Annotated in this window: 16 protein-coding genes; 7 read left to right on the top strand and 9 right to left on the bottom strand. The window is 71.3% G+C overall.

Features of this window, described 5'->3' with window-relative positions; translation table 11 throughout:
- The coding region (locus tag ABGB05_RS18690) for a DUF899 family protein (protein ID WP_347654702.1) at positions 1-201 on the top strand (201 nt) is incomplete at its 5' end.
- Between the two features lie 125 nt (positions 202-326).
- On the opposite strand, the gene ABGB05_RS18685 is transcribed toward ABGB05_RS18690, so the two are convergent.
- The gene (locus tag ABGB05_RS18685; RefSeq protein WP_347654701.1) at positions 327-2,318 is read right to left on the bottom strand and encodes a cellulase family glycosylhydrolase; all 1,992 of its coding nucleotides are present in this window, start codon (positions 2,316-2,318) and stop codon (positions 327-329) included.
- 80 nt (positions 2,319-2,398) lie between these two features.
- Positions 2,399-4,975, bottom strand: coding sequence for a glycoside hydrolase family 2 protein (locus tag ABGB05_RS18680; RefSeq protein WP_347654700.1), 2,577 nt, complete (start codon positions 4,973-4,975; stop codon positions 2,399-2,401).
- Positions 4,976-5,292: 317 nt separating this feature from the next.
- Here ABGB05_RS18680 and ABGB05_RS18675 point away from each other — a divergent pair, with 317 nt between their 5' ends.
- Positions 5,293-6,306 carry a LacI family DNA-binding transcriptional regulator gene (locus ABGB05_RS18675; protein ID WP_347654699.1) on the top strand — a complete coding sequence of 338 codons (1,014 nt, stop codon included), beginning with the start codon at positions 5,293-5,295 and terminating at the stop codon, positions 6,304-6,306.
- 147 nt (positions 6,307-6,453) lie between these two features.
- Positions 6,454-7,722, top strand: coding sequence for a serine hydroxymethyltransferase (gene glyA, locus ABGB05_RS18670; protein WP_347654698.1), 1,269 nt, complete (start codon positions 6,454-6,456; stop codon positions 7,720-7,722).
- A 510-nt stretch (positions 7,723-8,232) separates the two neighbouring features.
- Here glyA and ABGB05_RS18665 read toward each other — a convergent pair.
- From ABGB05_RS18665 to ABGB05_RS18655, 3 genes are all read right to left on the bottom strand, one after another.
- On the bottom strand, positions 8,233-8,847 hold the full coding sequence (locus ABGB05_RS18665; protein WP_347654697.1) for a TetR/AcrR family transcriptional regulator: 615 nt from the start codon (positions 8,845-8,847) through the stop codon (positions 8,233-8,235).
- Entirely contained in the window at positions 8,847-9,695 is an 849-nt protein-coding gene (locus ABGB05_RS18660; protein ID WP_347654696.1) for an oxidoreductase, read from the bottom strand. Before ABGB05_RS18660 ends, ABGB05_RS18665 begins: the two co-directional genes overlap by 1 nt.
- Before the next feature lie 101 nt (positions 9,696-9,796).
- The gene (locus ABGB05_RS18655; protein ID WP_347654695.1) at positions 9,797-10,342 is read right to left on the bottom strand and encodes an ISAs1 family transposase; all 546 of its coding nucleotides are present in this window, start codon (positions 10,340-10,342) and stop codon (positions 9,797-9,799) included.
- An 83-nt stretch (positions 10,343-10,425) separates the two neighbouring features.
- Here ABGB05_RS18655 and ABGB05_RS18650 point away from each other — a divergent pair.
- A protein-coding gene (locus tag ABGB05_RS18650; protein ID WP_347654694.1) for an IS3 family transposase occupies positions 10,426-11,837 on the top strand; the annotation gives its coding sequence in 2 pieces (ribosomal slippage) (positions 10,426-10,777 and positions 10,777-11,837; 1,413 coding nt in all).
- Positions 11,838-12,002: 165 nt separating this feature from the next.
- Here ABGB05_RS18650 and ABGB05_RS18645 read toward each other — a convergent pair.
- Both ABGB05_RS18645 and ABGB05_RS18640 read right to left on the bottom strand, forming a co-directional pair.
- Complete coding sequence (locus ABGB05_RS18645; RefSeq protein WP_347654693.1) at positions 12,003-12,632, bottom strand: lipase family protein; 630 nt, start codon at positions 12,630-12,632, stop codon at positions 12,003-12,005.
- Positions 12,633-13,030: 398 nt separating this feature from the next.
- Positions 13,031-15,676: an EAL domain-containing protein gene (locus ABGB05_RS18640; protein WP_347654692.1), complete on the bottom strand. Its 2,646-nt coding sequence runs from the start codon at positions 15,674-15,676 to the stop codon at positions 13,031-13,033.
- 239 nt (positions 15,677-15,915) lie between these two features.
- On the opposite strand from ABGB05_RS18640, the gene ABGB05_RS18635 reads away from it, so the two are divergent.
- Complete coding sequence (locus ABGB05_RS18635) at positions 15,916-16,320, top strand: PH domain-containing protein (RefSeq protein WP_347654691.1); 405 nt, start codon at positions 15,916-15,918, stop codon at positions 16,318-16,320.
- A gap of 43 nt (positions 16,321-16,363) precedes the next feature.
- Here the strand turns inward: ABGB05_RS18635 and ABGB05_RS18630 are convergent, their stop codons facing one another.
- On the bottom strand, positions 16,364-17,290 hold the full coding sequence (locus ABGB05_RS18630) for a 2-hydroxyacid dehydrogenase (protein WP_347654690.1): 927 nt from the start codon (positions 17,288-17,290) through the stop codon (positions 16,364-16,366).
- A 54-nt stretch (positions 17,291-17,344) separates the two neighbouring features.
- Positions 17,345-18,997 (bottom strand): hypothetical protein, encoded by a 1,653-nt coding sequence (locus tag ABGB05_RS18625; RefSeq protein WP_347654689.1) that lies wholly within the window; start codon positions 18,995-18,997, stop codon positions 17,345-17,347.
- A gap of 286 nt (positions 18,998-19,283) precedes the next feature.
- Here ABGB05_RS18625 and ABGB05_RS18620 point away from each other — a divergent pair, with 286 nt between their 5' ends.
- Complete coding sequence (locus ABGB05_RS18620) at positions 19,284-20,471, top strand: PQQ-dependent sugar dehydrogenase (RefSeq protein WP_347654688.1); 1,188 nt, start codon at positions 19,284-19,286, stop codon at positions 20,469-20,471.
- 57 nt (positions 20,472-20,528) lie between these two features.
- A complete protein-coding gene (locus ABGB05_RS18615) occupies positions 20,529-22,223 on the top strand; it encodes a metallophosphoesterase (RefSeq protein ID WP_347654707.1) in 1,695 nt (564 codons plus the stop codon).
- Positions 22,224-22,236: the final 13 nt, after the last annotated feature.

The raw sequence follows: 22,236 nt of genomic DNA, 5'->3' as shown, positions 1-22,236 counted from the left end.
GTCTACGAAACCTACTGGACCACCGGGCGGGGCGTGGAGGCGTTGATGACCACCTACCACGCCCTGGACCTCACGGTGTACGGCCGGCAAGAGAACTGGGAAAACTCGCCTGAAGGCTGGCCGCGGGGCACCGGGCACCCGTGGCGTCTCGACGGCCGCCCCACCGCGCAATGGTCACGCCCCGGCGTCGCACCGCGATGACGTCCTGATGATCAAGGTGATCATGCTCGGGTCGGCCGCGTCGTGTCATCTGGCTCCGTCCCGACACCGTGTACGGGCTCCCACCGGCCACCCCGGCGGGAGCCCGTACCTGCAAACCCGTCAGGTCACTCGGCGCGCAGGTGGTCGACGTCGTGCGTACCGGGGCTGCCCCAGAGCCAGATCACCCGTACGTCGGCCAGCGCCGCCCCGTCACAGGACATTTCGCTGAGCAGGTCGACCACCACCGTCGTCTCGGTGTTCTCCGGCACCCAGCCGAACGTCGACTGGCACCACGCCCAGCCGGCACCGGTCTGCACCGCGATCGCACTGGAGGTGCCGCCCGCTCCGGCCCGCAGGTCGTAGCGGAGCGTCGCCTTCGCCGACAGGTCCACCGGCTCCGGCAGGGTCACCCCGAACCAGCCACCGCCGGTGGCGGCGACCCGCAGCCCGGCGGCGCCCTGGGTGGCGTACTCGGTGGTCTGGCTGAGTGTGCCGGCGTCGGCCTGCCAGTCGCCGGGTGCCCAGCCCTCCACCCCGGTCTCCCAGGAGGCGAGCAGGATCGGGTCGCCGGCGGCCGGCTTCACCGTCACCACCAGCTCTGCCACATTGGAGGTACGACCGGCCTGGTCACGGATGGTGTAGGCGGCGGTGGCCCGGCCCTGGAAACCCTCGTCCGGGGTGAAGGCGACGGTCCCGGTCACCGGGTCGAGCGTGAAGCCACCCCCGGTAACAACAGCGTTCACCTGCTGCCCGGCGATGCTCGGGTCCAGGTCGATGCTGGCCGGCCGGACCTGTGTCCGGTACGCGATGTCGTTGCCGGCCGGGGTGAGGGTGACCGGCGTACCGGTTTCGGTGACCGCGCTGTCGTGGTCGGCGACCGGCGGCCGGGACCGCTGCCCGTGCCGGATCTCCTCGCCCGCGTTGCTGATCGTGGTGCAGACCGGGCTCGGGCAGTAGACGGTGAAGCCGTCGTAGTCCGGATAGGGCGAACCGTCGTCCTGCACGCCGGAGAGGATCCAGTACAGGAAGCCGCTGCCGCCGGTGCCGGTGAAGGCGTCCGTCCAGCGTTGGAAGACCGGGTTGCGGGTGGCTTTGTCGTGCCAGCCGAACTCGCCGAGCAGCACCGGCTTGCCGAGCCGCCGCGCGTCCCGGTTGTGTCGCTTGATCCACTCGGCGCCCCAGGTCGCGTCCTTGCCCCAGTGGTCGGGATAGAGGTGGTACGACACCACGTCGACCGCCGGCAGCCGGGTCAGGGCCAGCGAGTCGACGCCCTCGCCACAGTTGGTCGTCCAGTCCGCGCTTGCCGGGTCGTCGCAGTAGAAGCCCTCGTCACCGACGCTGGCCAGGTGCCTGCGGTCGATCGACTTGATGTGCCGGGTCATCTCGTCGGCCCAGGCGGTCAGGGTCTCCGTCGTGCAGTCCGGTGACGTCGGATAGACCCCGGAACCCTTGCACCGGGGCTCGTTGCCGAGTTCCCAGGTCATCACCGTCGGGTCGTCCTTGTATTTCACCCCGGTCAGGGTGTTGGTCCGGTTGAGTACGTGCGAGATCCAGTCCCGGTACCAGCCCCGGATCACCGGGTCGGTGTAGAACTCGTCGTGGTACTGCCCGCCGCGCCAGCGGACGTACTGGTCCATGCCGCCGAAGTCCCGCCAGTTGTTGGTCAGCGGGATGACCAGCTTGATCCCGGCCTGCCGGGCGGCGAAGAGCACATAGTCGAGCCGTTCCAGACCGTCCGGTCCGTCGTGGTAGGCCGGCTTCTCACCGTCCCAGTACTGGAAGTAGACCCCGTCGGCCGGGCCGGCGACCGAGTCCGTGCCGCCCGGGGTGCCGATGTCGAGGAATCCCCAGTGCCGCAGCACGGTGAAGCCGGCCGCCCGCGCGTCGGCGACAACGTCGTCGACCATCGTCCGGGACTTGTACATCAGGTAGTAGTTGTTGGTCCCGGCGAACCGGAACCGCTTGCCGTCCAGGTACAGCTGGTCGCCCTTCCGGACAACAAACCCGGCGGCGGTAGTGGTGGTGGAGTCGGGCGTCGGGGCGGCCAGGGACGGGGCCGGCTGGGCGGTGAGCAGCAGCCCGGCGACGGCCAGCAGCAGGGTGACACGGCGTTTCATCGGGTGGTGGTCCTTCCGCAGATCAGCGGTGCCGGAACGAGGTCCGGTGCCCGCCGCCACCACGACCGCCGCGGCGTGCGCTACTCGCGCGCCACCAGGTCGTTGACGCAGCGCAGCACCGGCCGGGCGGTCAACGCGGCCGGATCCAGCCGCTGCTGTGACCGCACGGTGAACGTGGTCGACTCCCCGGGAAGCAACGTGACCAGCGCCTCGTCGACCACCGCCGCCGGATCGAGCCGGTCCGGGGCGAGCACCAGGTCACGCAGCACCGTCCGGGCGGTGACCCGGACCCGTACCCCGTCGGGGGTCTGCTCGACCGTGGTGTCGTACTCGGCCTGTGGGTAGGCCAGCTCGCGGTCCTCCGCGAAGAACCAGAAGGCACGCTCGGCGGTGCCGCCGGGATCGGCGAGCAGCAGCTCGGCGCGCGGATCGTCGGGCCGGGCCAGGTCCGCCGGCAGCGGCCAGCTCGCCGAGGAGTACGCCGGCACGTCCAGCTCGATCGACGTCTTCGCCCTCGGTTCGCCGGCCAGGGTCAGCCGGGTCACCTCGACCCGGCCCGTCCACGGGGTGCCGCCGTCGTTGACCGCGACAAGCGTCGGTTTGCCGTCCCGGGGCTGCACGGTGAGCAGCCGGTCGGCGTACGAGTGGCGCAGCGCGTACCAGAGGGGTTTACGCCGGCCGTCGCCGTCGACCGCCGCCCACGAGGTGACCGGCCAGCAGTCGTTGAGCTGCCAGACCACGCTGCCCATGCAGATCGGCCGCAGCGACCGCAGGTGCTCGACCCCGACGCTGATCGCCCGGGCCTGGTTGACCTGGGTCAGGTAGTGCCAGTCGTCGAAGTCGCGCGGCTCGGGCAGGTGCGCGGCGAGTCCCCGGGCCAGTTTCAGGTCGCCGTCCCCGGCCTTCTGCCGGTGCGCCATCGCCGCCGAGTCCGCCGCCAGCTCGCCGTCGCCGATCGCCCGCCGCAGCGTGGCGTACGTCGCCGGCCCCTGGTAGCCGAACTCGGCGACGAACCGGGGCCGGTAGTCGCGGTAGTGCAGGTAGTCGACCTGGTTCCAGACGTCCCAGATGTGGGTGGTGCCGTGCGCCGGGTCGTTCGGGTGCCGGTCGGGGCTGCCGGACCACGGGCTGCCCGGCCAGTACGCTCGGGTCGGGTCCAGTTCGGCGACGATGCCGGGCAGCAGCTCGAAGTAGTAGCCGGCGCCCCAGCTGCGGCCGGCGAGCGGCTCCTGCCAGTCCCAGTCGTGCCAGCCCCAGATGTTCTCGTTGTTGCCGAACCAGGCCACCAGACTCGGATGGCTGGCCAGCCGGACCACCTGCTCGGCCGCCTCGGCGCGTACCTCGGAGGCGAACGGCTCCTCCTCCGGGTAGGCGGCGCAGGCGAAGAGGAAGTCCTGGGCGACGAGCAGGCCGTGGGAGTCGGCGAGGTCGTAGAAGTCCTCCGACTCGTACCGGCCGCCGCCCCAGACCCGCAGGAAGTTGACGTTCGCCGCGACCGCCTGGTCGAACCGTTGGGCGTAGCGGGCCCGGGTGACCCGGGTCGGGAAACAGTCGTCCGGGATCCAGTTCACGCCCCGGGCGAAAATCGGACGATCGTTGACGACCAGGGTGAACGGCGTGCCGTGCTCGTCCGGGGTGGTGTCGACCCGGACCGACCGGAAGCCGATCCGCCGCTGCCAGGAGTCCAGCTGCGCGCCGCCGGCGTGCAGGGTCACCTCCAGCGGATAACGCGGCTGGTCCCCGTACCCCCGGGGCCACCACAGCTCCGGGTCGGCGACGGTGAGGGTCAGGTCGATGCCGCGCTGGCCGGGTGGCAGCACCGCCTCGACGGTCTCGCCGGCGACGGTGGCCCGGACGGTGACCGGCGCACCGTCGACCGAGCCGTCGACCACGTCCTCCGCCGGGCCGTTGTCCCCGTCACCCGGGGTGTCGTCCCCGGCCGGGACGGTGGTGTGGTCGGTCGGGATGGCGTCGCCGGCGCGGTCGATCTCGACGTGTACCTCGACCCGGCCCTCCCGGTCCTGCCGGTCGGTGGCGACCGTCACCAGTGGACGGACCTCGGCGAGTCGGGCGACCCGCCAGGTACGCAGCCCGATCTCCTGCCAGATGCCGGCGGTGACCAGGGTCGGTCCCCAGTCCCAGCCGAAGTTGCAGGCCATCTTGCGGATGAAGTGGAACGGTTCCGGGTACGCGTTCGGCCGGTCACCGAGCCGGTCCCGCCACTGTTCGGCGTAGCGGTAGGCGGAGTCGAAGCGGACCCGCAGCACGTTGTCGGCACCGACCCGCAGCAGTGGTCGTACGTCGAACCGGTAGCCGCGGTGCATGTTGGCGGTCCGGCCGACCTCGACGTCGTTGAGGGTGATCGTGGCCACGGTGTCCAGGCCGGCGCAGACCAGCTCGACCCGGGCGTCGTCGTCCGGGTCGCCGGCCCAGGCGAAGGTCGTCTCGTAGCGCCAGTCGGTCCGGCCGATCCAGGCGAGTGTCCGCTCGTTGTCGTCGAGGTAGGGATCCGGGATCAGTCCGGCGGCGAGCAGGTCGGTGTGCACACACCCCGGCACGGTGGCCGGGATCCGGGCCTCGGCGACCGCTTCCGGGATCTCCGGTCCGGGCACCGCGCTCAGGAACCAACCGTCGTGCAGGCTCTGCCAGGACGTCACAAGCACCTCAACTCGGGGTCGCGTCAGGTGGGCGTCGTTACCCTAGGATATTGACGAGTGTCGACTGAACCGGATAAGTAACGACACCGTACGGCCGGCCCCGCACCCTGTCAACGGGCGCCCGACCGGGGCCGGAACCGCAGCGCCGGCAGGCTGCCGCCAAGATTGGCGGGTCGCTATGCTTAACCGGAAAAGTTGTCCGTCGCCGGCCCGGACCCGGCGGACACCGGCCGACGCCCGCGACCAAATAACCGCCCGCGACCAACAACCGCCCGCGACCACCGCCGGCCACGGCCACACAACCGAAGGAGCGCCGGGTGAAGCGGCCGACAATCGCCGACGTGGCCCGCCGGGCCGGCGTCTCCAAGGGCGCCGTCTCGTACGCGTTGAACGGCCAGCCGGGCGTCTCCGAGGCCACCCGGCAACGCATCCTCGCCATCGCCCAGGAGATCGGCTTCAACCCGAACAGCGCGGCCCGGGCCCTCTCCGGCGCCACCGCGAACGCGGTCGGGCTCGCGCTCTGCCGCCCCGCCCGCATCCTCGGCATCGAACCGTTCTTCATGGAACTGATCAGCGGTGTCGAGGCGGAACTCTCCGCCCGGTCGTACGCGCTCACCCTCCAGGTCGTCGACAGCCCCGACGCCGAGATCGCCGTCTACCGGCGCTGGTGGGGCGAACGGCGGGTGGACGGCGTCCTGGTCTGCGACCTGCGCACCGACGACCGCCGGGTCCCGGTGCTGGAGGACCTCCACCTGCCGGCGGTGGTGATCGGCGGCCCCAACCACGGCAGTGGGCTCCCGCACGTCTGGTCCGACGACGCGGCGGCGCTCACCGAGGCGATCGAATACCTGGTCGCGCTCGGGCACCGGCGGATCGCCCGGGTCGGCGGCCTCCCCGACCTGCTGCACACCGAGATCCGCACCGAGGCGTTCCGCACCCTCTGCGGACGGCTCGGCCTCGACCGTACGCTCACCCTCTCCTCCGACTACAGCGGCGAGGAGGGGGCCCGGGCCACCCGCCGACTGCTCAGCTCCGCCGACCGGCCGACCGCGATCGTGTACGACAACGACGTGATGGCGATCGCCGGGCTCGCCGTCGCCCAGGAGATGGGGCTGGCCGTACCGGCCGACGTCTCCATCGTCGCCTGGGACGACTCGCCGCTGTGCCGACTGGTGCACCCGCCGCTGACCGCACTCAGCCGGGACATCCCGGCGTACGGGGCACACGCCGCCAACCGCCTGCTCGCCGCGATCTCCGGCCAGCCGACCGGCGACTACCAGGACGAGACGGCCCACCTCATCCCGCGCGGCAGCACCGCGCCGCCCCGCTGACCACCGGGGCACGACGGGACGCCCGGGCGTCGCCTACGGCGGGTGACCGGGTTACCGATAGCATCGGCGTCGCAGGCCTGACCAGCGAGGCCCGCAGGCCTGACCAGCCAGGATTCCGCAGGCCTGACCAGCCAGGAGGACGACGCCGTGCACGTACCACCGATTCCCCACCTGACCGCCGCCGACCCGGAACTGGCGACGCTGATCGAGGGTGAGGCGAAGCGGCAGCACGACAAGCTGCGGATGATCGCCTCGGAGAACTACGTCTCCACGGCGGTCCTGGAGGCCAGCAGCACGGTGCTGACCAACAAGTACTCGGAGGGCTACCCCGGCCGCCGGTACTACGAGGGCCAGCAGTTCGTCGACCCGATCGAGACGCTCGCGATCAGCCGGGCGAAGGACCTCTTCGGCGTCGACCACGCCAACGTGCAGCCGTACTCCGGATCGCCGGCGAACCTCGCCGTCTACCTGGCGTTCCTCTCCCCCGGCGACACGGTGATGGGGATGGCGCTGCCGATGGGCGGGCACCTCACCCACGGCTGGTCGGTCTCGGCCACCGGCAAGTGGTTCAACCCGGTCCGCTACCAGGTCTCGAAGGAGACCGGCCGGATCGACCTCGACGAGGTCCGCGACCTGGCCCTCCGGGAACGCCCCAAGGTGATCTTCTGCGGCGGCACCGCCGTACCCCGCACCATCGACTTCGCCGGCTTCGCCCAGATCGCCCGGGAGGTCGGCGCGGTCCTGGTCGCGGACATCGCGCACATCGCCGGTCTGGTCGCCGGTGGCGCGCACCCGTCGCCGGTCGGGCACGCCGACGTGATCACCACCACCACGCACAAGACCCTGCGTGGCCCGCGCGGCGCGATGATCATGACGACCGCCGAGCACGCCTCCGCGATCGACAAGGCGGTCTTCCCCGGCCTGCAGGGCGGCCCGCACAACCACACCACCGCCGGCATCGCCGTCGCGCTCCGGGAAGCCGCCACCGACGACTTCCGCCGGTACGCCCACCAGATCGTCGCCAACGCCCGCGTCCTCGCCGAGGAGCTGGTCGAGCGGGGCTTCACCCTCGCCTCCGGTGGCACCGACAACCACCTGATCCTGGCCGACCTGACCGGCAAGGGCATCGCCGGCAAGCCGGCGGCCCAGGCGCTGGACCGGGCCGGCATCGAACTGAACTACAACACTGTGCCGTACGACCCGCGTAAGCCGTTCGACCCGTCCGGGATCCGGCTCGGCACCGCCGCACTCACCACCCGGGGCCTGACCGAGGAGCAGATGCCGCAGGTCGCGGCCTGGATGGACGAGGCGATCACCGCAGCGATCAAGGACGACGCCGCCGCCCTGGACCGGATCGCCGGCGAGGTCGGCGACCTGCTGGCGGCGTACCCGATGCCGGGCTACACCACCGCCTGACCGCCGGAGGCCGCGCCCCCGGGCGGGCAGGCCGCTAGTCCGGCGGTGGGACTGCGGGCCCGGCCTCAGCCCGCCCGGTGTGGGCCAGACCTGGCCGGGCACGCATCTCGTTCCCAGAGCCCTACCTACTTTGAGGCCGGGGAACGTGATCACTTTCCGTGCATGCTGTATGCCGCCGATGCGAGATCGTCGACATCGACGAGCGCTTGACACGTCTGCCGGGCAGGCTCGCCCGTCAGCCCAGGGTCGGGTAGCCGGAGGGAGTTTCACCCTCCGGCTCCCACAGATCCCGGCGTGACAGTCTCCTGTCACCCGGCTCTTGTCATCCTGGTCACCAAAAAGCACGTGTGGTTCGAGCCGGGCGCTTCCCCGGGCCGCCGGTCTCCTGCCGGAACCTCCTGGCAGCTACCCGGGCCGGAATCCAGAACCCGATGTGGAGATCCATGTACAGGAGTTTTGGCCGAAATCGCGACGTCCGGTTCTTATGCTCCACCGTCCATGCCGGATGTATCAGACGGTCAGACCGGCGCTGACCAGCCAGATGTGTTCGCAGGTCGAGGATGCCTGTTGCAAATTCTCGCGGGACTCCTGTGAGACGTGGTAGAAGGTCCGCTCGATCATCCAGCACAGGGCGCGTGCCATCGCCGACGCTTGTTCTGGTTCGGTGCCGGCCTGAACGCCGGCACGTTCCAGGACCGCGGCGATGGCTGTGATGAACAAGTCGGCTGTACGGTTCCACAGCTCGCCGATCTCCGGCACGGTCAGGGACAGGTCGATCGCCGTGCGCATGACCAGGCCGTGCTCGTTCCATAGGTCGACCGTGCGCCGCATGGCTGCCGCGATGGCCTGGCGCGGCTCATCGGCCTGCGCGGTGACCCGGGACCGCTCCCACAGTTGCTCAACCGTCCGGGCCACGAGCGCCGTGACCACTTCTTGCTTGGAGCCGAAATAGAAGTACAGGGCGCCGCGTGTGATGCCGGCGCCCTGGGCGATGTCGCCGACGGTCATGGCTTCGTAGCCCATCCGCGCCAGCAGAGCCGCGCAGGTATCCAGAATGGCTCGCTCCCGGACATCGCCCTTGCGTTCGGCGGCGCGTCGGCTTCGCGCGGGGTGGTAGCCGGGCATCAGAGCTGAGCACCCTCGGCGAAGTCGGTCGTACGGGAGAGCGTCTCCCATGTGCGAATGTCCTCGTCCACGGCCGTGCGCGCGGCGGTGACCAGTCGCAGCGCGTCCGAGCCCAGGACGAGATGGGCCGGCGGCTGGTCCACCGTCGTGATGTGCACGACGGCTTCCCCGGCCTTGGCCGGGTTGCCCAGTTGGTTCCCGCTTGCCTTCTGCCGCGCTTCGCGGATGGGGGTGAACAGCTCGTCGTAGTCGTCGATGGACTGCGCGGTGCGTGTCATGGACCGTCCGGCCCAGTCGGTGCGGAAGGAGCCAGGCTCGATCGCCGTCACGTGGATCCCGAACTGCGCGACCTCCTTGCCCAGCGCCTCAAGGATGCCTTCTAGCGCGAACTTGCTGCCGCAGTAGGCGGACATGCCAGGCACGGCCATGAGCCCGCCCATGGAGGTGACGGCCATCAGGTGTCCGCGGCGACGTCGGCGCATGTGGGGCAGTGCTGCCTGTAGGGTGGCCACTGCCCCGAGTACGTTGACCTCGAATTGCCGCCGCACCTCGGCCAGCGGGGTCTCCTCGAAGGTGCCCTCCAGGCCGTAGCCGGCGTTGGCGATGACAACATCCAGAGCTCCGACGCTCTGCTCTACCTCTGTGATCACATTCGAGACGGCGTCGCCGTCCGTCACGTCCAGGATGCGGCCGTGAGCCTGCCCGGGTTCGAGCTCTTCGAAGGCTCGCAGGTCCTTCTCCGAGCGGACCGTGCCGACGACCGTGTGCCCGGCGGCCAGGGCTGCTTGGGCGAAGGCACGTCCGAGGCCCGTGCTGACGCCGGTGATGAGCCACTTCTGTTCCTGCATAGTTCCTCCAGTTGGGCCTCGGAAGGAGCCTGGTTGTTCCCTCACCTCCAATTCTACACGGCGTCGATTTTTGCCATCGTCATGCAGATTCTGGTGACCCCTTACGGCTCCGCGTGTAGGTGGGGCTGGTTGCCTTTGACGGTCAGGATCCAGTAGGCCCCGCGCCGCGCGAGGTAGGTGACGTGCTCGCGTTGGCAGTACAGGGCGTCGGCGGTGACTACGGTGTCGCGCAGGTCGCTGATCTGGTCGAGCAGCGGTGCGAACCGGGTGATCTCGTTGGTCTTGCCGTCGACGTCGATGCTGGCCAGGACCACACCGGTAGCCTGGTCGCAGGCGGTCATCACGTGCCGGGCAACGGTGTCGGTGGTGCGGGAGCCGCGCAGGGTCTTGCCGTCGACGGCGATCGCCCGGCCGGCGAGCCAGACACTGATCGCCGCGGTCAATAGCTGCGGGTCCACGGCCTGCAACAGCCGACGGATCATCGCCTCCGATGGGCGCCGGTCGGCAGTCATGCCCAGGGCGAGAGCCGTCGTGGCCGGCACGTCGGCGACCCATTCGGCGATCGCGGCGTACGAGCGGTAGCCGGCGACCACCGCACACACCGCTGCGGCCCTGTCTGTCAGGGTGAGTTGAGGCCAACGGTTCATAGCAAGTCCGTCTGGCAGGGCGAGTTCAGGATCGAGATGCGTTGAGTACTGCTGTTGATGTCGTGGTGACCCAGGATGGGGTCATGAGTCGCAAGAAGGGGCCGCGTTCGGACGGGCCGCGGGCACGTCGGTCGTTCACACCGGGGCAGAAGCTGGACCTGTTGGCCCGGTATGAGCAGGCCGTCGCGGCGGGTGAGGGCGGGGCGTTCCTGCGGCGGGAGGGCTTGTACTCGTCGTTGATGTCGGAGTGGCGTCGGGCCCGTGACGGCGGGCTGTTGCAGGGCAAGCCGGCTGGGGAGACGGTGGGGCGGCCCAGCCCGGAGCAGGCCGAGATCGCCCGGTTGCGGCGGGAGTTGGAGCGTACGCAGGCGAAGCTGGCGCGCACGGAAACGGCGTTGACGATCATGGGAAAAGCGCGCGAGCTCTTGGAAGAGATTTCCAGGAGCGAGCCGGACGATCCGGACGTGTTCGGGCTCGGCAGGCGCTGATGGACGCCTACCACGCGTTGACGGGTGCGGGGACCACGACGCGGGAGGCGGCCCGGCTGACCGGGATCGCCCGGGCCAGCGCCGGCCGGGACCTGCTGCGGCCGACACCGGCACGACCTGCCCGCCGGCGGCCGGCCAACGCGCTGAGCCCGGCCGAACGCGACCGGGTCCTGCACGTGCTGAACAGCCCGGAGTTCGTCGACGCCGCCCCGGCACAGGTCTATGCGGCCCTGTTGGATCAGGGCGTGTATGTCGGGTCGATCGCCACGATGTACCGGATCCTGGGCGAGCATCGGCAGGTGCGTGAGCGGCGTCGGCTGGCCCGGCATCGGCCCCGCCAGCGTCCCGAACTGGTCGCCGACGGGCCGCGGCAGGTTTACAGCTGGGATATCACGAAACTTGCCGGCCCGGTCAAAGGCGTCTACTACGACGCCTACGTCATGATCGACATCTACTCCCGGTACATCGTCGGAGTACGGGTACACGCCCGCGAGTCCGGTCCCCTCGCGGAGTCGATGATCCGCGAGGTGTTCGACACCCACGGCGTTCCGCACGTGGTCCACGCCGACCGGGGCACCTCGATGACCTCGAAATCCGTCGCTGACCTGCTCGAAGACCTGGCCGTGACCCGCTCACACTCCCGGGCGAAGGTGTCCAACGACAACCCGTACAGCGAGGCCTGGTTCAAGACGTTGAAGTACGCGCCGGTGTTCCCGGACCGGTTCGCGTCCCTCGCCGACGCGCGGGCGTTCATGACCGACTTCGTGACCTGGTACAACCACTGCCACCGCCACTCCGGGATCGGCCTGCACACCCCCGCCGAGGTCCACCACGGCCGGCATCACCGCGTCCGCGCCGGCCGCGAGGACACCCTGGCCACCGCACGGGCGGCCCACCCGGAACGGTTCAGCACCACCCGACTCCTACCCAAGATCCTCGATCTGCCCGAACAGGTCTGGATCAACAAGCCCGACCAGGAAGCAGAGCCCGCGCCACAAGCCGCTTAACTCCCGCTGGCCTCAATCCCTTGACACGTTCCGCGGTGACCACGACCGTCAGCCGGTGCCGGACGCCTCGCCTGGCGCGTGGATCAGGCAGACCAGCGAGTGCTTCGGGTAGCCCACCGGCGGTTTCGACAACGGTCAGAGCCGGTGCACAGGACAGGGACGAGATCAGCGATGATGGCAGCGCGGGCATGACTCACTTCGGGCGATCAGCATGGCGTCGATCCAGGCTGGCGAGCTGCCACCGCCGATAGCCACCGGGACGACGCCCTGGAATTGTAGTTGCGGTGCCCGCCGCGTCGCGATCTCACCTGCGCCGAGAGCGGGAAGTCCGTCTTCCGAGTGGCCCGCCGCGAACCACTGCCGTCCCACTTCCGACGACACGTTACGCGCGGCCAGGACGCTATCGATCATAGAACGGGCAAGTGTGTACTTTTGAAGGAAGTTGTGCAGTTGTCCGGGAAGGCCGAGCCCCGCGTAGTCGGTTGCGACAACCGCGTACCCGTCCCGCAGGAAGCGCGCGATGATGCTGTCGTATCCGCCCAACTCCGGCTGCCGCGAGGGTGCACAGTCCGGCCCGACGCCGGTCGTCCCGTGCCCCCATGCGATGATCGGCCACCCGCCCTCGGGGCGTGCACCGCGTGGAACCACCAGGTAGCCCGTTACCGCGATGGGTGTCCCATGGACTCCGTCCGAGCGATACATGATCCGCCATGCCTGGGAGCTGGCCTCCCGAACAACCTCGGTCACTGGCATCGGCTCGACGGCGAACACTCCACCGACCGGCGTCGCCTTCAACTCCCACCTGCTCGGATTCTGGTAGAAGTCCGTTCGCCGGGCATCGCCCCCCATAATCGCGCCACCGGCCGAGCCGGACAGGGTGAGTACGGCAAGGACACCGAGCCCGATACCGAGGGCCGCACGCCAGACCCGGCGCCCCGGTCTGGCTCTTCGCCGCACGTGGTCGCCCGACTTGAGCGGGCCTTCCGGTGGGCGGTCAGCCGTCCAGCTTGCTTCCGCCGAATTTGATCCATGTTGTGCCACAATCGACCTCCATCCGAGGATTGGGTGCGTGCAGCCAGCATCAGCTGAAAACGCATATGTGACACTGTTTCGGCTTCGTCTCACCGTTTCGGCGACATGCACCACAGCCCCGGTTTCCCACAATCGGGAACCTGGTCGATCGGGCGTTGCGGTCAACGGGACGCGCTCGGGAACTCCTCCAGGAACGCCTCCACCCGTTCGGCCGGCGCCGGCCGGGACAGCGCGTACCCCTGGCCGAACCGGCAGCCGGCGGCCCGGGCCTGGCTGACCTGGGTCGGCGACTCCAGCCCCTCCGCGATGATCTCCAGGCCGAACCGCCGGCCCAGGCTCACCACCACGTCGATGAACGGCTTGCTCTCCCCGTCCCGGCTGCCCCGGTCGATCACCAGCGTCCGGTCGACCTTGAGGAAGTCGACCGGCAGCCGGCGGAGCTGGGCCAACGACGCCGGACCGGTGCCGAAGTCGTCCAACGCGGTCCGCACCCCGACCGTCCGCAGCGCCGCGAGCTGGGTCACCGCCGCCGGGATCTCGACACTGCCGCGAGGCTCGGCGATCTCCAACACCAGCCGCTCCGGCGCCACCCGGTGCTCGGCCAGCGCCGCCGTCACCCGGCCCACGAAGTCCGGGGAGGCCAGCTCCCGCGCCGAGACGTTGATCGCCATCCAGATCGGCCGGGACCGGTGTGACCAGGCGGCGAGCTGCCGGCAGGCGGTGTCCAGCACCCACCGGCCCAACTCCTCCACGAGCATCAGGTCCTCGGCCACGGTCAACAGTTCGGCCGGCAACACGGTGCCGAGCGCCGGGCTGCGCCACCGCAGCAACGCCTCGATCCCCACCGGCTGCTGGTCGTCGAGGTCGAGCACCGGCTGGTAGACCAGGTCCAGCTCGCCCCGCTGCGCCGCCCCGGGCAGTTCCCGCTCCAGGTCCAGCCGCCGGGTGAACTGCTCCTCCAGCTGGTCGTCGTACCACTCGACCCGGTTGCGGCCGAGCTGCCGGGCCCGCAGCCGGGCCAGATCCGCCCGGCGCAGCACGTCGTCGACGCTGTCCCCGCCGGTCAGGTCGGCGAGCCCGATGCTGGTCCCGAGATACACCAGGGCGCCCGGCATCTGGTACGGCTCGGTCAACGCGGTCAGCAGCCGGGTCCCCATCGCGTACGCCAGCACCGGACGGTCCACGGTCAGTACGGCGAACTCGTCGCCGCCGAGCCGGGCCACCACGTCGTCGGTGCCGACCCCGGTCTTGAGCCGACGACCGACCTCGGCCAGTACGGCGTCGCCGAACTGCCGGCCGTGCGCCTCGTTGATCCCCGCCATCCCGTGCAGGTCGACCACGAGCAGGGCACCGGCGTGACCCGGCACCGCCCGCTGCGTGACGATGGTCCGGGTCAGCTCCCGGCGGTTGGCCAGCCCGGTCAGCTGGTCGGTGAAGGCGAGTTCGTGCAGGGTCCGTTCCAGCCGCTGCCGTTCGCTGACGTCCCGTACGTGCACCACCAGCGCCGCCACCTCGGGCACCCCGCGCTGGTCGCTGATCGTCGACTCGGTGTCCCGCCAGACGCCGTGCCCGTCCCGCAGCCGTGCGGTGACCAGCTGCGGACGATCGGGCACCTGCCGACCGGCGATGACCCCGGTGAGCACCGCGGTGACGTCCGGCGCGTCGTCCGGATGCATCAGGTCCGGGAAGAGCCGCCCCACCACCTCGGCGTCGGCGAGCCCGAAGAGCCGGGCCGCGGCCGGGGACTGCCAGCGGATCAGCAGATCCTCCCCGACGATCAGGGTCAGGTCGTTGGCCCCGGAGACCAACGACCGGAAGTGTGCCTCCTGGCCGGCCAGCCGGCGGGCGTAACGCCGGATGTCGAGCATCACCAGCACCTCGCGGACCACCACGGTCGGGATGATCGCCAGCCCGAGCAGGATCGAGGTGCTGTCGAAGTGGCCGACGGTGACCAGGTGGTAGAGGGCCGAGAGGGTGGCCAGGATCGCCGGAATGGTCAACAACGGGTACGCGGTGAGCGTGGTCTGCGGCTCGGTCGGCCCGGCGGGCGGCTGGGCGACCGGGTTCGCCCGGCGGGCCCCGGCGGCGATCAGTGCCGGGCCGGCGACCAGCGGGATCGCGACCAGCGGCACAGCCGTCGGCGCGGCGTTGTAGTCGGTGAGCACGGCGACCAACGCGAGGCCGACCACCGCCGACCCGGCACCGAGCCCGCAGAGGGCGGCGGAGCGGCGGTGCTCGTACGCGCGCAGCGTGGTGATCGTGATGATCGGCAGACCGACGACGGCGAGCAGGGCGGCGACCAGCGCCAGTGGCGGCAACCCGCCGGCCGGCGGGATCACCCAGGCGGAGAAGGCCAGGCTGATGCCGAGGCTCAGCCCGTCGAAGGCGCGCCGCAGTCGTACCGGCACGGTGCTGGCGGCGCCGGGCAGCATCAGCATGCCGAGCAGGTAGAGGAGGAGGGCCACGGCGAGCCCGGCGAGTGCCACCGCGTCCCGGGCCTCGGCCGGCGACAGCATCAGCACGACCGCACTGATCCCGCTGGCGAGTACGCCGAAGCCGAGGAAACCGGCGCCCCGGCACGGCCCGAAACCGCGCTGGGTACGGTGCAGCCGGACGGCGAGCCGGACCAGTCGGCCGGCGGCCAGCGCGGCGACCACGCCGACCGCGCCGCCGACCGCCAGGTACGGCGGCAGGGCGCCGAAGTGGGCGATCAGCAGCATATTCACCGCGAACAGCGGAGCACCGGTCTCGATGATCCAGACGGCGAGCCGGCGGGCTCGACCGTCCGGGGGTTGCGCCACGGACATGGCGGCTGCCTTCGCAGAGGGGGGCACGGGGCGTGGTGCGGCACAGCGAGTCTGGTCGGGTGAACCGGCCAAACAATTCCTATCAACCCCCAACGATCGGTCGGGGGCGTGGTTACGGGCTGGTAGGGGGTTTCCCACCGACGCGCGTCCCTGATCTTTGCGCACCTGGCGCCGGTGGGAAAGGACCGAGCGGTGGAGCCTCGTGTCGGGTCGACCGGCCCAGGTGCGAAAATCGCGGGGTGAACAGGACCAGCAGTCTCCGGTTCCGGCACAACCAGGCGATCTGGGTGGCCGCCGCCATCGGGTTCCTCGGCGCCGTACCGCTCGCCTCGTCCCGCTGGTATCTCACCCCGGTGCTGCTGATCCCGCTCGCGATCGGCCTCTGGGCCTGGCGGGCCGGCACCGACGCGGACCCGACCGGGGTACGGATCCGGGCCCTGGTCGGGCAGCGGACCATCCCCTGGTCCGACATCGTCGAGCTGGGCGCCGACCCGCGCGGTCAGGCGGTGGTCCGGCTCACCGACGGGCGTACCACGGCGCTGCCGGCGGTCCGCTCCACCGACCTGCCGGATCTGGTCGCCGCGAGCGGCCAGCGGCTCCGCCCGGACGGCGACCCGGACGCCCCGGAGCCGGCCGCCCCGTAGGCGACGGGCCCGGAGCCGGTCACCCGGTGCTCGGCGGCCCGGCTCAGTAGCCGTTCACCACCTCGTTGATCAGTGGTTCGCCCGCGACGTACCGGCGCAACTGCTGGCCGGCGAGCCGGTACGCCCGGGGCAGCAGTCCCCGCACCGAGCCGGCGACGTGCGGGGTGAGCAGCACGTTCGGCAGGTCCCAGAGCGGGTGACCGGTGGGCAGCGGCTCCGGCTCGGTCACGTCCAGCGCCGCCGCGATCCGCCCGGTGGAGAGCTCGGCGACCAGCGCGTCGGTGTCGACCACCGGCCCCCGGGCGGCGTTGACCAGCAGGGCACCGTCCCGCATCGCGGTGAGGAACGCGGCGTCGACCAGGCCACGGGTCTGCTCGGTGAGCGGCACGATCAGCACCACGACGTCGGCGGTCGGCAGCAGTCTCGGCAGCTCGGCGACCCCGTACACGCCCTCGGCGGGACGTGCCGTCCGGGCCACCATGGTCAACTCGACCTCGAACGGCGTCAGCCGGGCCGCGGTCGCCGCCCCGATCGACCCGGCCCCGACGACCAGGACCCGCTTGCCGGCCAGTTCGTCGGTCGGCACCGTCCGGGCGTACGCCCACTCCTGCCGCTGCTGGGCACGGATGTAGGTCGGGAAGGCGCGTACGTGCGCCAGGATCGCCGCGACCACCCACTCCGCCGTCGACGAGTCGTGGACGCCCCGCGCGTCGCAGAGGGTGACCGCGGCCGGCACCCGGCCGGCCCAGATGTCGGCGCCGGCAGAGAGCAGTTGCACCACGCGCAGGTCCGGCAGCTTCGCGGCGAGCGGCACCGCCGCCGCCTGGGCGAGGAACGGCGGCACCCAGAACCGCACGCCGGCCGGATCCGACGGAAGGTCGTCGGGTGCCGGGGCGATCTCCACGGTGACGCCGTCGGGCAGTTCGCCGAGCAGTTCCCGGCCCTCCGGGTGCGGAATCCAAGCCTTCACGCCCGCCGACGATAGTCGCCGCGCCGTCGGGCCAAGGCGGCGGCCACGGCAGAGCTACCCAGCCGGCACCGGAGGTCGGGCGATGGGCAGGTCGACCCGGGTCTCCGGCAGGTAGATGTCGTAGCCGGCCACGGTGAGCCCGGCGTGCGGCACCCGTCCGTCGCGCAGCCGGTCCCGGACCGCCGTACTGAGCGCGGAACCGACCGGAAGGACAAACGCCGGCCGGTCCGCCCGGGCGACCTGCGCCGGGTACGCCGGATAACGGTCCCAGCCGGTGTCCAGGTCGTCCCGGATGACGCCGCAGACGATCCGCTCCCGGGTCAGGAAGATGACGGTGTTGCAGGTCCAGTAGTCGGCGTAGAAGTGCGACACGCCGAGCCGGTCGAGCGTGCCGACCAGGTCCCGCCGCTGCTCCGCGTGCCGGGACAGTCCCGGAGCCGCCCCGATCAGCGTGGTGCTCGCCAACGCCATGCTGCCCGCCAGGGCTGCCAGCGGGACGCCCGCCGCCCGGCGGAGCAGCCGGCGGGTGGGGGCGGACGCCCGGCCGGCGCCACCGGGCCGGGTCAGCGCCGACCAGAGCGGCCAGAGCAGGGCCGGAGTCGAGATCAGCAGGCAGGAGAGGTAGCGGGAGCTCTCCACCGGGGTGTGCGCGGCGGCGCTGCTGCCCGCGTACAGGGACAGGGTCAGCGCCGCGCCGGCCAGCAGCGCCAGTCGGCCACCCTGCCGGACCCGATCCGTGCGCCGCCCGGCCCGGCGCAGACCACGCCAGGCCAGCACCGCCGCGACGACCAGCAGCAGCGGACAGACCACGCCCCACCACCGCTGCCAGGGCAGACACCGGCCGGGGTCGCAGACTCCGGTGCCCATCGGCAATCCGATCAGGAACGCCCCGCCCAGCCGGTCCCACCACGTGGCCGGCGCCCCCTCACCCAGCGCGGCGTAGACGGCGAGGGACCGGTGTTCGGGTGCGGCCGTCAGGTTGTGCACCAGGATGGGGACGAGGCCGACCAGCAGTCCGGCGCCGAGGGCGAACCCGGGCCGACCGGCCAGGTCCCGCCGACGGACGACGAGCAGCAGCCCGCCGGCGACCGCGACGTACGGCAGGACCAGCCAGTCGTCCCAGAGGGTGAGCCCGGCGACCAGGCCGAACCCGGCGTACGCCGGTCCGCGGCGCCGGACCAGACCGAGCCCGAGGTTGACCGCGAGCAGCACCAGCAGCGCACCGGCCGGATTCATCTCCGGATAACCGCCGGCCGCGATGAGCTGGTTTTTCAGGATCCGCTCGGAGCCGAGGGCGAGCAGCCCGACGGTGACCGTGGCCAGCCACGGGGTGTAGAGCCGGCGGGTGAGCCGCCACATCAGGGTCAGGAAGACGGCGTAGAGCAGCAGGTTCGGCAGCCGCAGCAGGAACGTCGAGGAGTCGAGGAGGGCGAAGAGCGGCGCGGCGAGGTACGACTCCAGCGCGCCCATGTAGTACTGGCCGTAGAAGAAGAGCGGAAACGCGCGTCCCTGGGCCACGTGGGCCGCCACCAGCCCGGTGACCGCCTCGTCGCTGTTGCTCGGCGGCACCTCGGCGAGGAGCATGGCCAGCCGGTAGCCGATCCCGAGTAGGGCGAACCCGACGGCGACCCGACCGGCGGTGGGCCGCCAGCGGGCCGGGGCGGTCGGCCCGGCCACGGGCAACTGCGGCAGGGTCACGAGCGCCATGCCGGGCAGTTTCGCACGGGTGGACGGGCTGTCCGGCCGGCGACCCGCCCGATTCCTCCCATCGGCACCACTCGTCCGGGCCGTTGTGGTTGCTCCTGGTCCGTACCCGGGCCGCCCGGGACCGTCGACCGGGCCACCGACGCCCGGACGGACCGGTGACCGGACGGACCCCCTGCCCGGACGGACCGGTGCGCCGAGCAGACGGACCGGTGCGCCGACCGGGACGACCGGTGAAATGATCGTGCGTACCGACGGCGGGCGGGCGGTCCCGACTACCCTGGGCCGGGTGAGCGCTCGCCCGTACCCCAGATTCAGCCGTCGACGCGCGGCGGTCGCGCTCTGTGCGGCGGCCGTGCTCGTCACCGGCGGTTGTTCCTTCGGCGAACCGGAACCGGATCCGGCCGGCGAACCACCGACCTTCCCCACCCCGTCCGTCACCCCGACCGCGGCCGGTGCCGAACAGCAGGTCGCGGCCACCGTCCTGGCGAAGGGTCTCAAGGTCCCGTGGGGGATCGCGTTCCTGCCCGACGGCGGCGCGCTGGTCACCGAACGGGACAGCGCCAAGATCCTGAAGGTGGGTCCGGAGTCCGACCCGGACGGTCTCAAGGTGACCACCGTGCAGACCCTCGACGAGGTCGACGCGGCCGGCGAGGGCGGGCTGCTCGGCATCGCGGTGTCGCCGGCCTACGACAAGGACAAGACCGTCTTCGTCTACTACTCCACCGCCGAGGACAACCGGGTCGCCAAGCTCACCCTCGGTGGAGAGCCGACCCCGATCCTCACCGGCATCCCGCTCTCCGGAATCCACAACGGCGGACGGCTCGCCTTCGGTCCGGACGGTTTCCTGTACGTCACCACCGGCGACGCCTCCGAACGTGGACTGGCCCAGCGGACCACCAGCCTCGGCGGCAAGATCCTGCGGATCACCCCGGCCGGCAAGCCGGCACCGGGCAACCCGTTCCCGAACTCCCCGGTCTGGTCGCTCGGGCACCGCAACGTCCAGGGCATCGCCTGGGACGCCAACAAGCGGCTCTACGCCACCGAGTTCGGACAGAACCGCTGGGACGAGATCAACCTGATCCGTCCGGGGCAGAACTACGGCTGGCCCGAGATCGAGGGCCAGCAGGAGAGCGGCGGCGGAGCCGGCGACGACACGTTCACCGAACCGCTCGTCGTCTGGCCCACCGCCGAGTCCTCCTGTTCCGGAGCGGCGGTCGTCGAACGGGTGCTGGTCGCCGCCTGCCTGCGCGGAGAGCGCCTCTGGACGGTGGAACTCACCGCCGCGGGCGGGGTGCTCGGGCAGCCCCGGTCACTGTTGACCGGCGAGTTCGGTCGACTCCGGACCGCCGTGGTCGCCCCCGACGGCTCGCTCTGGATCTCCACCTCGAACCAGGACGGGCGGGGCGACCCGACCGCCGACGACGACCGGATCATCCGGCTGGTCTTCTCCGGAGGGACCGCCGGCCGCAGCTGAGCCGGCCTGAACCCCGGCGGTTTTCGCGGACCGTGAAGTGGGCAGGTGATGATGACCATGGACTGGCGGAGAAATAGCAACCGGACCGCCGAAGGCGACCGGCCTCCGGCGGTCCGCCGTGTGCTCCGGTCGGTCGTCGGCGTCGGACGGCGGGGTGTGCGGGCGACCGGACGCGGCGGGCGGCGGATCATCGGCGCCACCGCGACCCGCCGGGTCGGCACCGCGCTGTCGGTCCTCGCCGTCACCGTCGCCGGGATCGTCATCGGGGTCCTGCTCGGCGGGCGTCTGGAGACCGACATCGGGCCGTTCCGGGCCGAGATGGCGATCACCCCGTCGGTCGACGGGGGCACCACCGTCACCATCCCGCCGCTCGGCGCGCTCGAGATCGGCAGCCACACCGGCCCGGCACACCTGTCGGTCCAACTCGGCTCGCTCGACCAGCGCCGCACCGAGGCGCTGATCGACGACCCGGCCAGCATCACCCGGGCCAGTCAGTCCGCGGTCGCCGACGTGACCGACGGCGTGATCCGGGTCGGGGTCCGGACCGTCGGGGTCTCCGTACTCAGCACGCTGATCCTGGCCGCGCTGGTCTTCCGCCGGGTCCGCCGGGTCGCCTGGGCCGGCAGCCTCGCCCTGCTGATCACCGGCGGCAGCCTCGGCATCGCGGCGGCCACCTTCCGGCCCGACGCGATCGAGGAGCCACGGTACGAGGGCCTGCTGGTCAACGCCCCGGCGATCGTCGGTGACGTACGGCGGATCGCCAACGACTACGGCCGGTACGCCGAGCAGCTCCAACGGCTGGTCGGCAACGTCAGCCAGCTCTACACCACCGTCTCCAGCCTGCCCATCTTCGAGCAGACCCAGGGCAGCGTACGGGTGCTGCACGTCTCCGACCTGCACCTGAACCCGTCCGCCTGGCAGGTCGTCCGGACCGTGGTCGAACAGTTCAAGATCGACGTGGTGCTCGACACCGGCGACATCACCGACTTCGGCAGCGAACCCGAGGCGTCCTTCGTCGGGTCGATCAGCCTGCTCAAGGTGCCGTACGTCTTCATCCGCGGCAACCACGACTCGGCTACCACCGCCGCCGCCGTCGACCGGCAGCCGAACGCGGTCGTGCTCGACAACTCGATCGTGACGGTGGCCGGGCTGACCATCGCCGGCATCCGCGACCCCCGGTTCACCCCGGACAAGGAGACCTCGCCGGCCGGCTCCGGCGCACTGCCGGAAACCGTCAACCAGGTGGCCTCAACGGGCGACCAGTTGGCGGCGACGATCCGCGCCTTCGGCAAGCCCGTCGACATCGCGATGGTGCACGATCCGGCCTCGGCCGGCGGGCTCTCCGGCGTCGTACCGCTGGTGCTGGCCGGGCACACGCACAGCCGGGAGATCCGGGAACTGCCCCAGGTGCCGGGCGCGACTCCAACCCAGTTGCAGATCCAGGGTTCCACCGGCGGCGCCGGGCTACGCGGCCTGGAGGGTGACCAGCCGACCCCGTTGGCGATGTCGGTGCTCTACTTCGACCAGCAGCGGGCCCTGCAGGCGTTCGACGACATCCGGCTCGGCGGCACCGGCGAGGCCCAGGTCAACCTGCAACGGCACGTGGTCAACCGGGAGGATCCGGCGACCCCTGGCACACCGACTCCCGGCCCTCCGCCGACCGCCCCACCCGCCGGGCCCGGCGGGCCGGTCACCCCCGGCTCGCCGATCACCGTCACCCCGCCGGCGACCGCCCCGACCCCCACCCGCTGACCTGCCGGAAAGA

Source organism: Plantactinospora sp. B5E13 (genome assembly GCF_039871775.1).
Lineage (GTDB): Bacteria > Actinomycetota > Actinomycetes > Mycobacteriales > Micromonosporaceae > Plantactinospora.
Note: the sequence above shows the minus strand (reverse complement) of the source record. Positions and strands in the feature narration are given on the sequence as shown.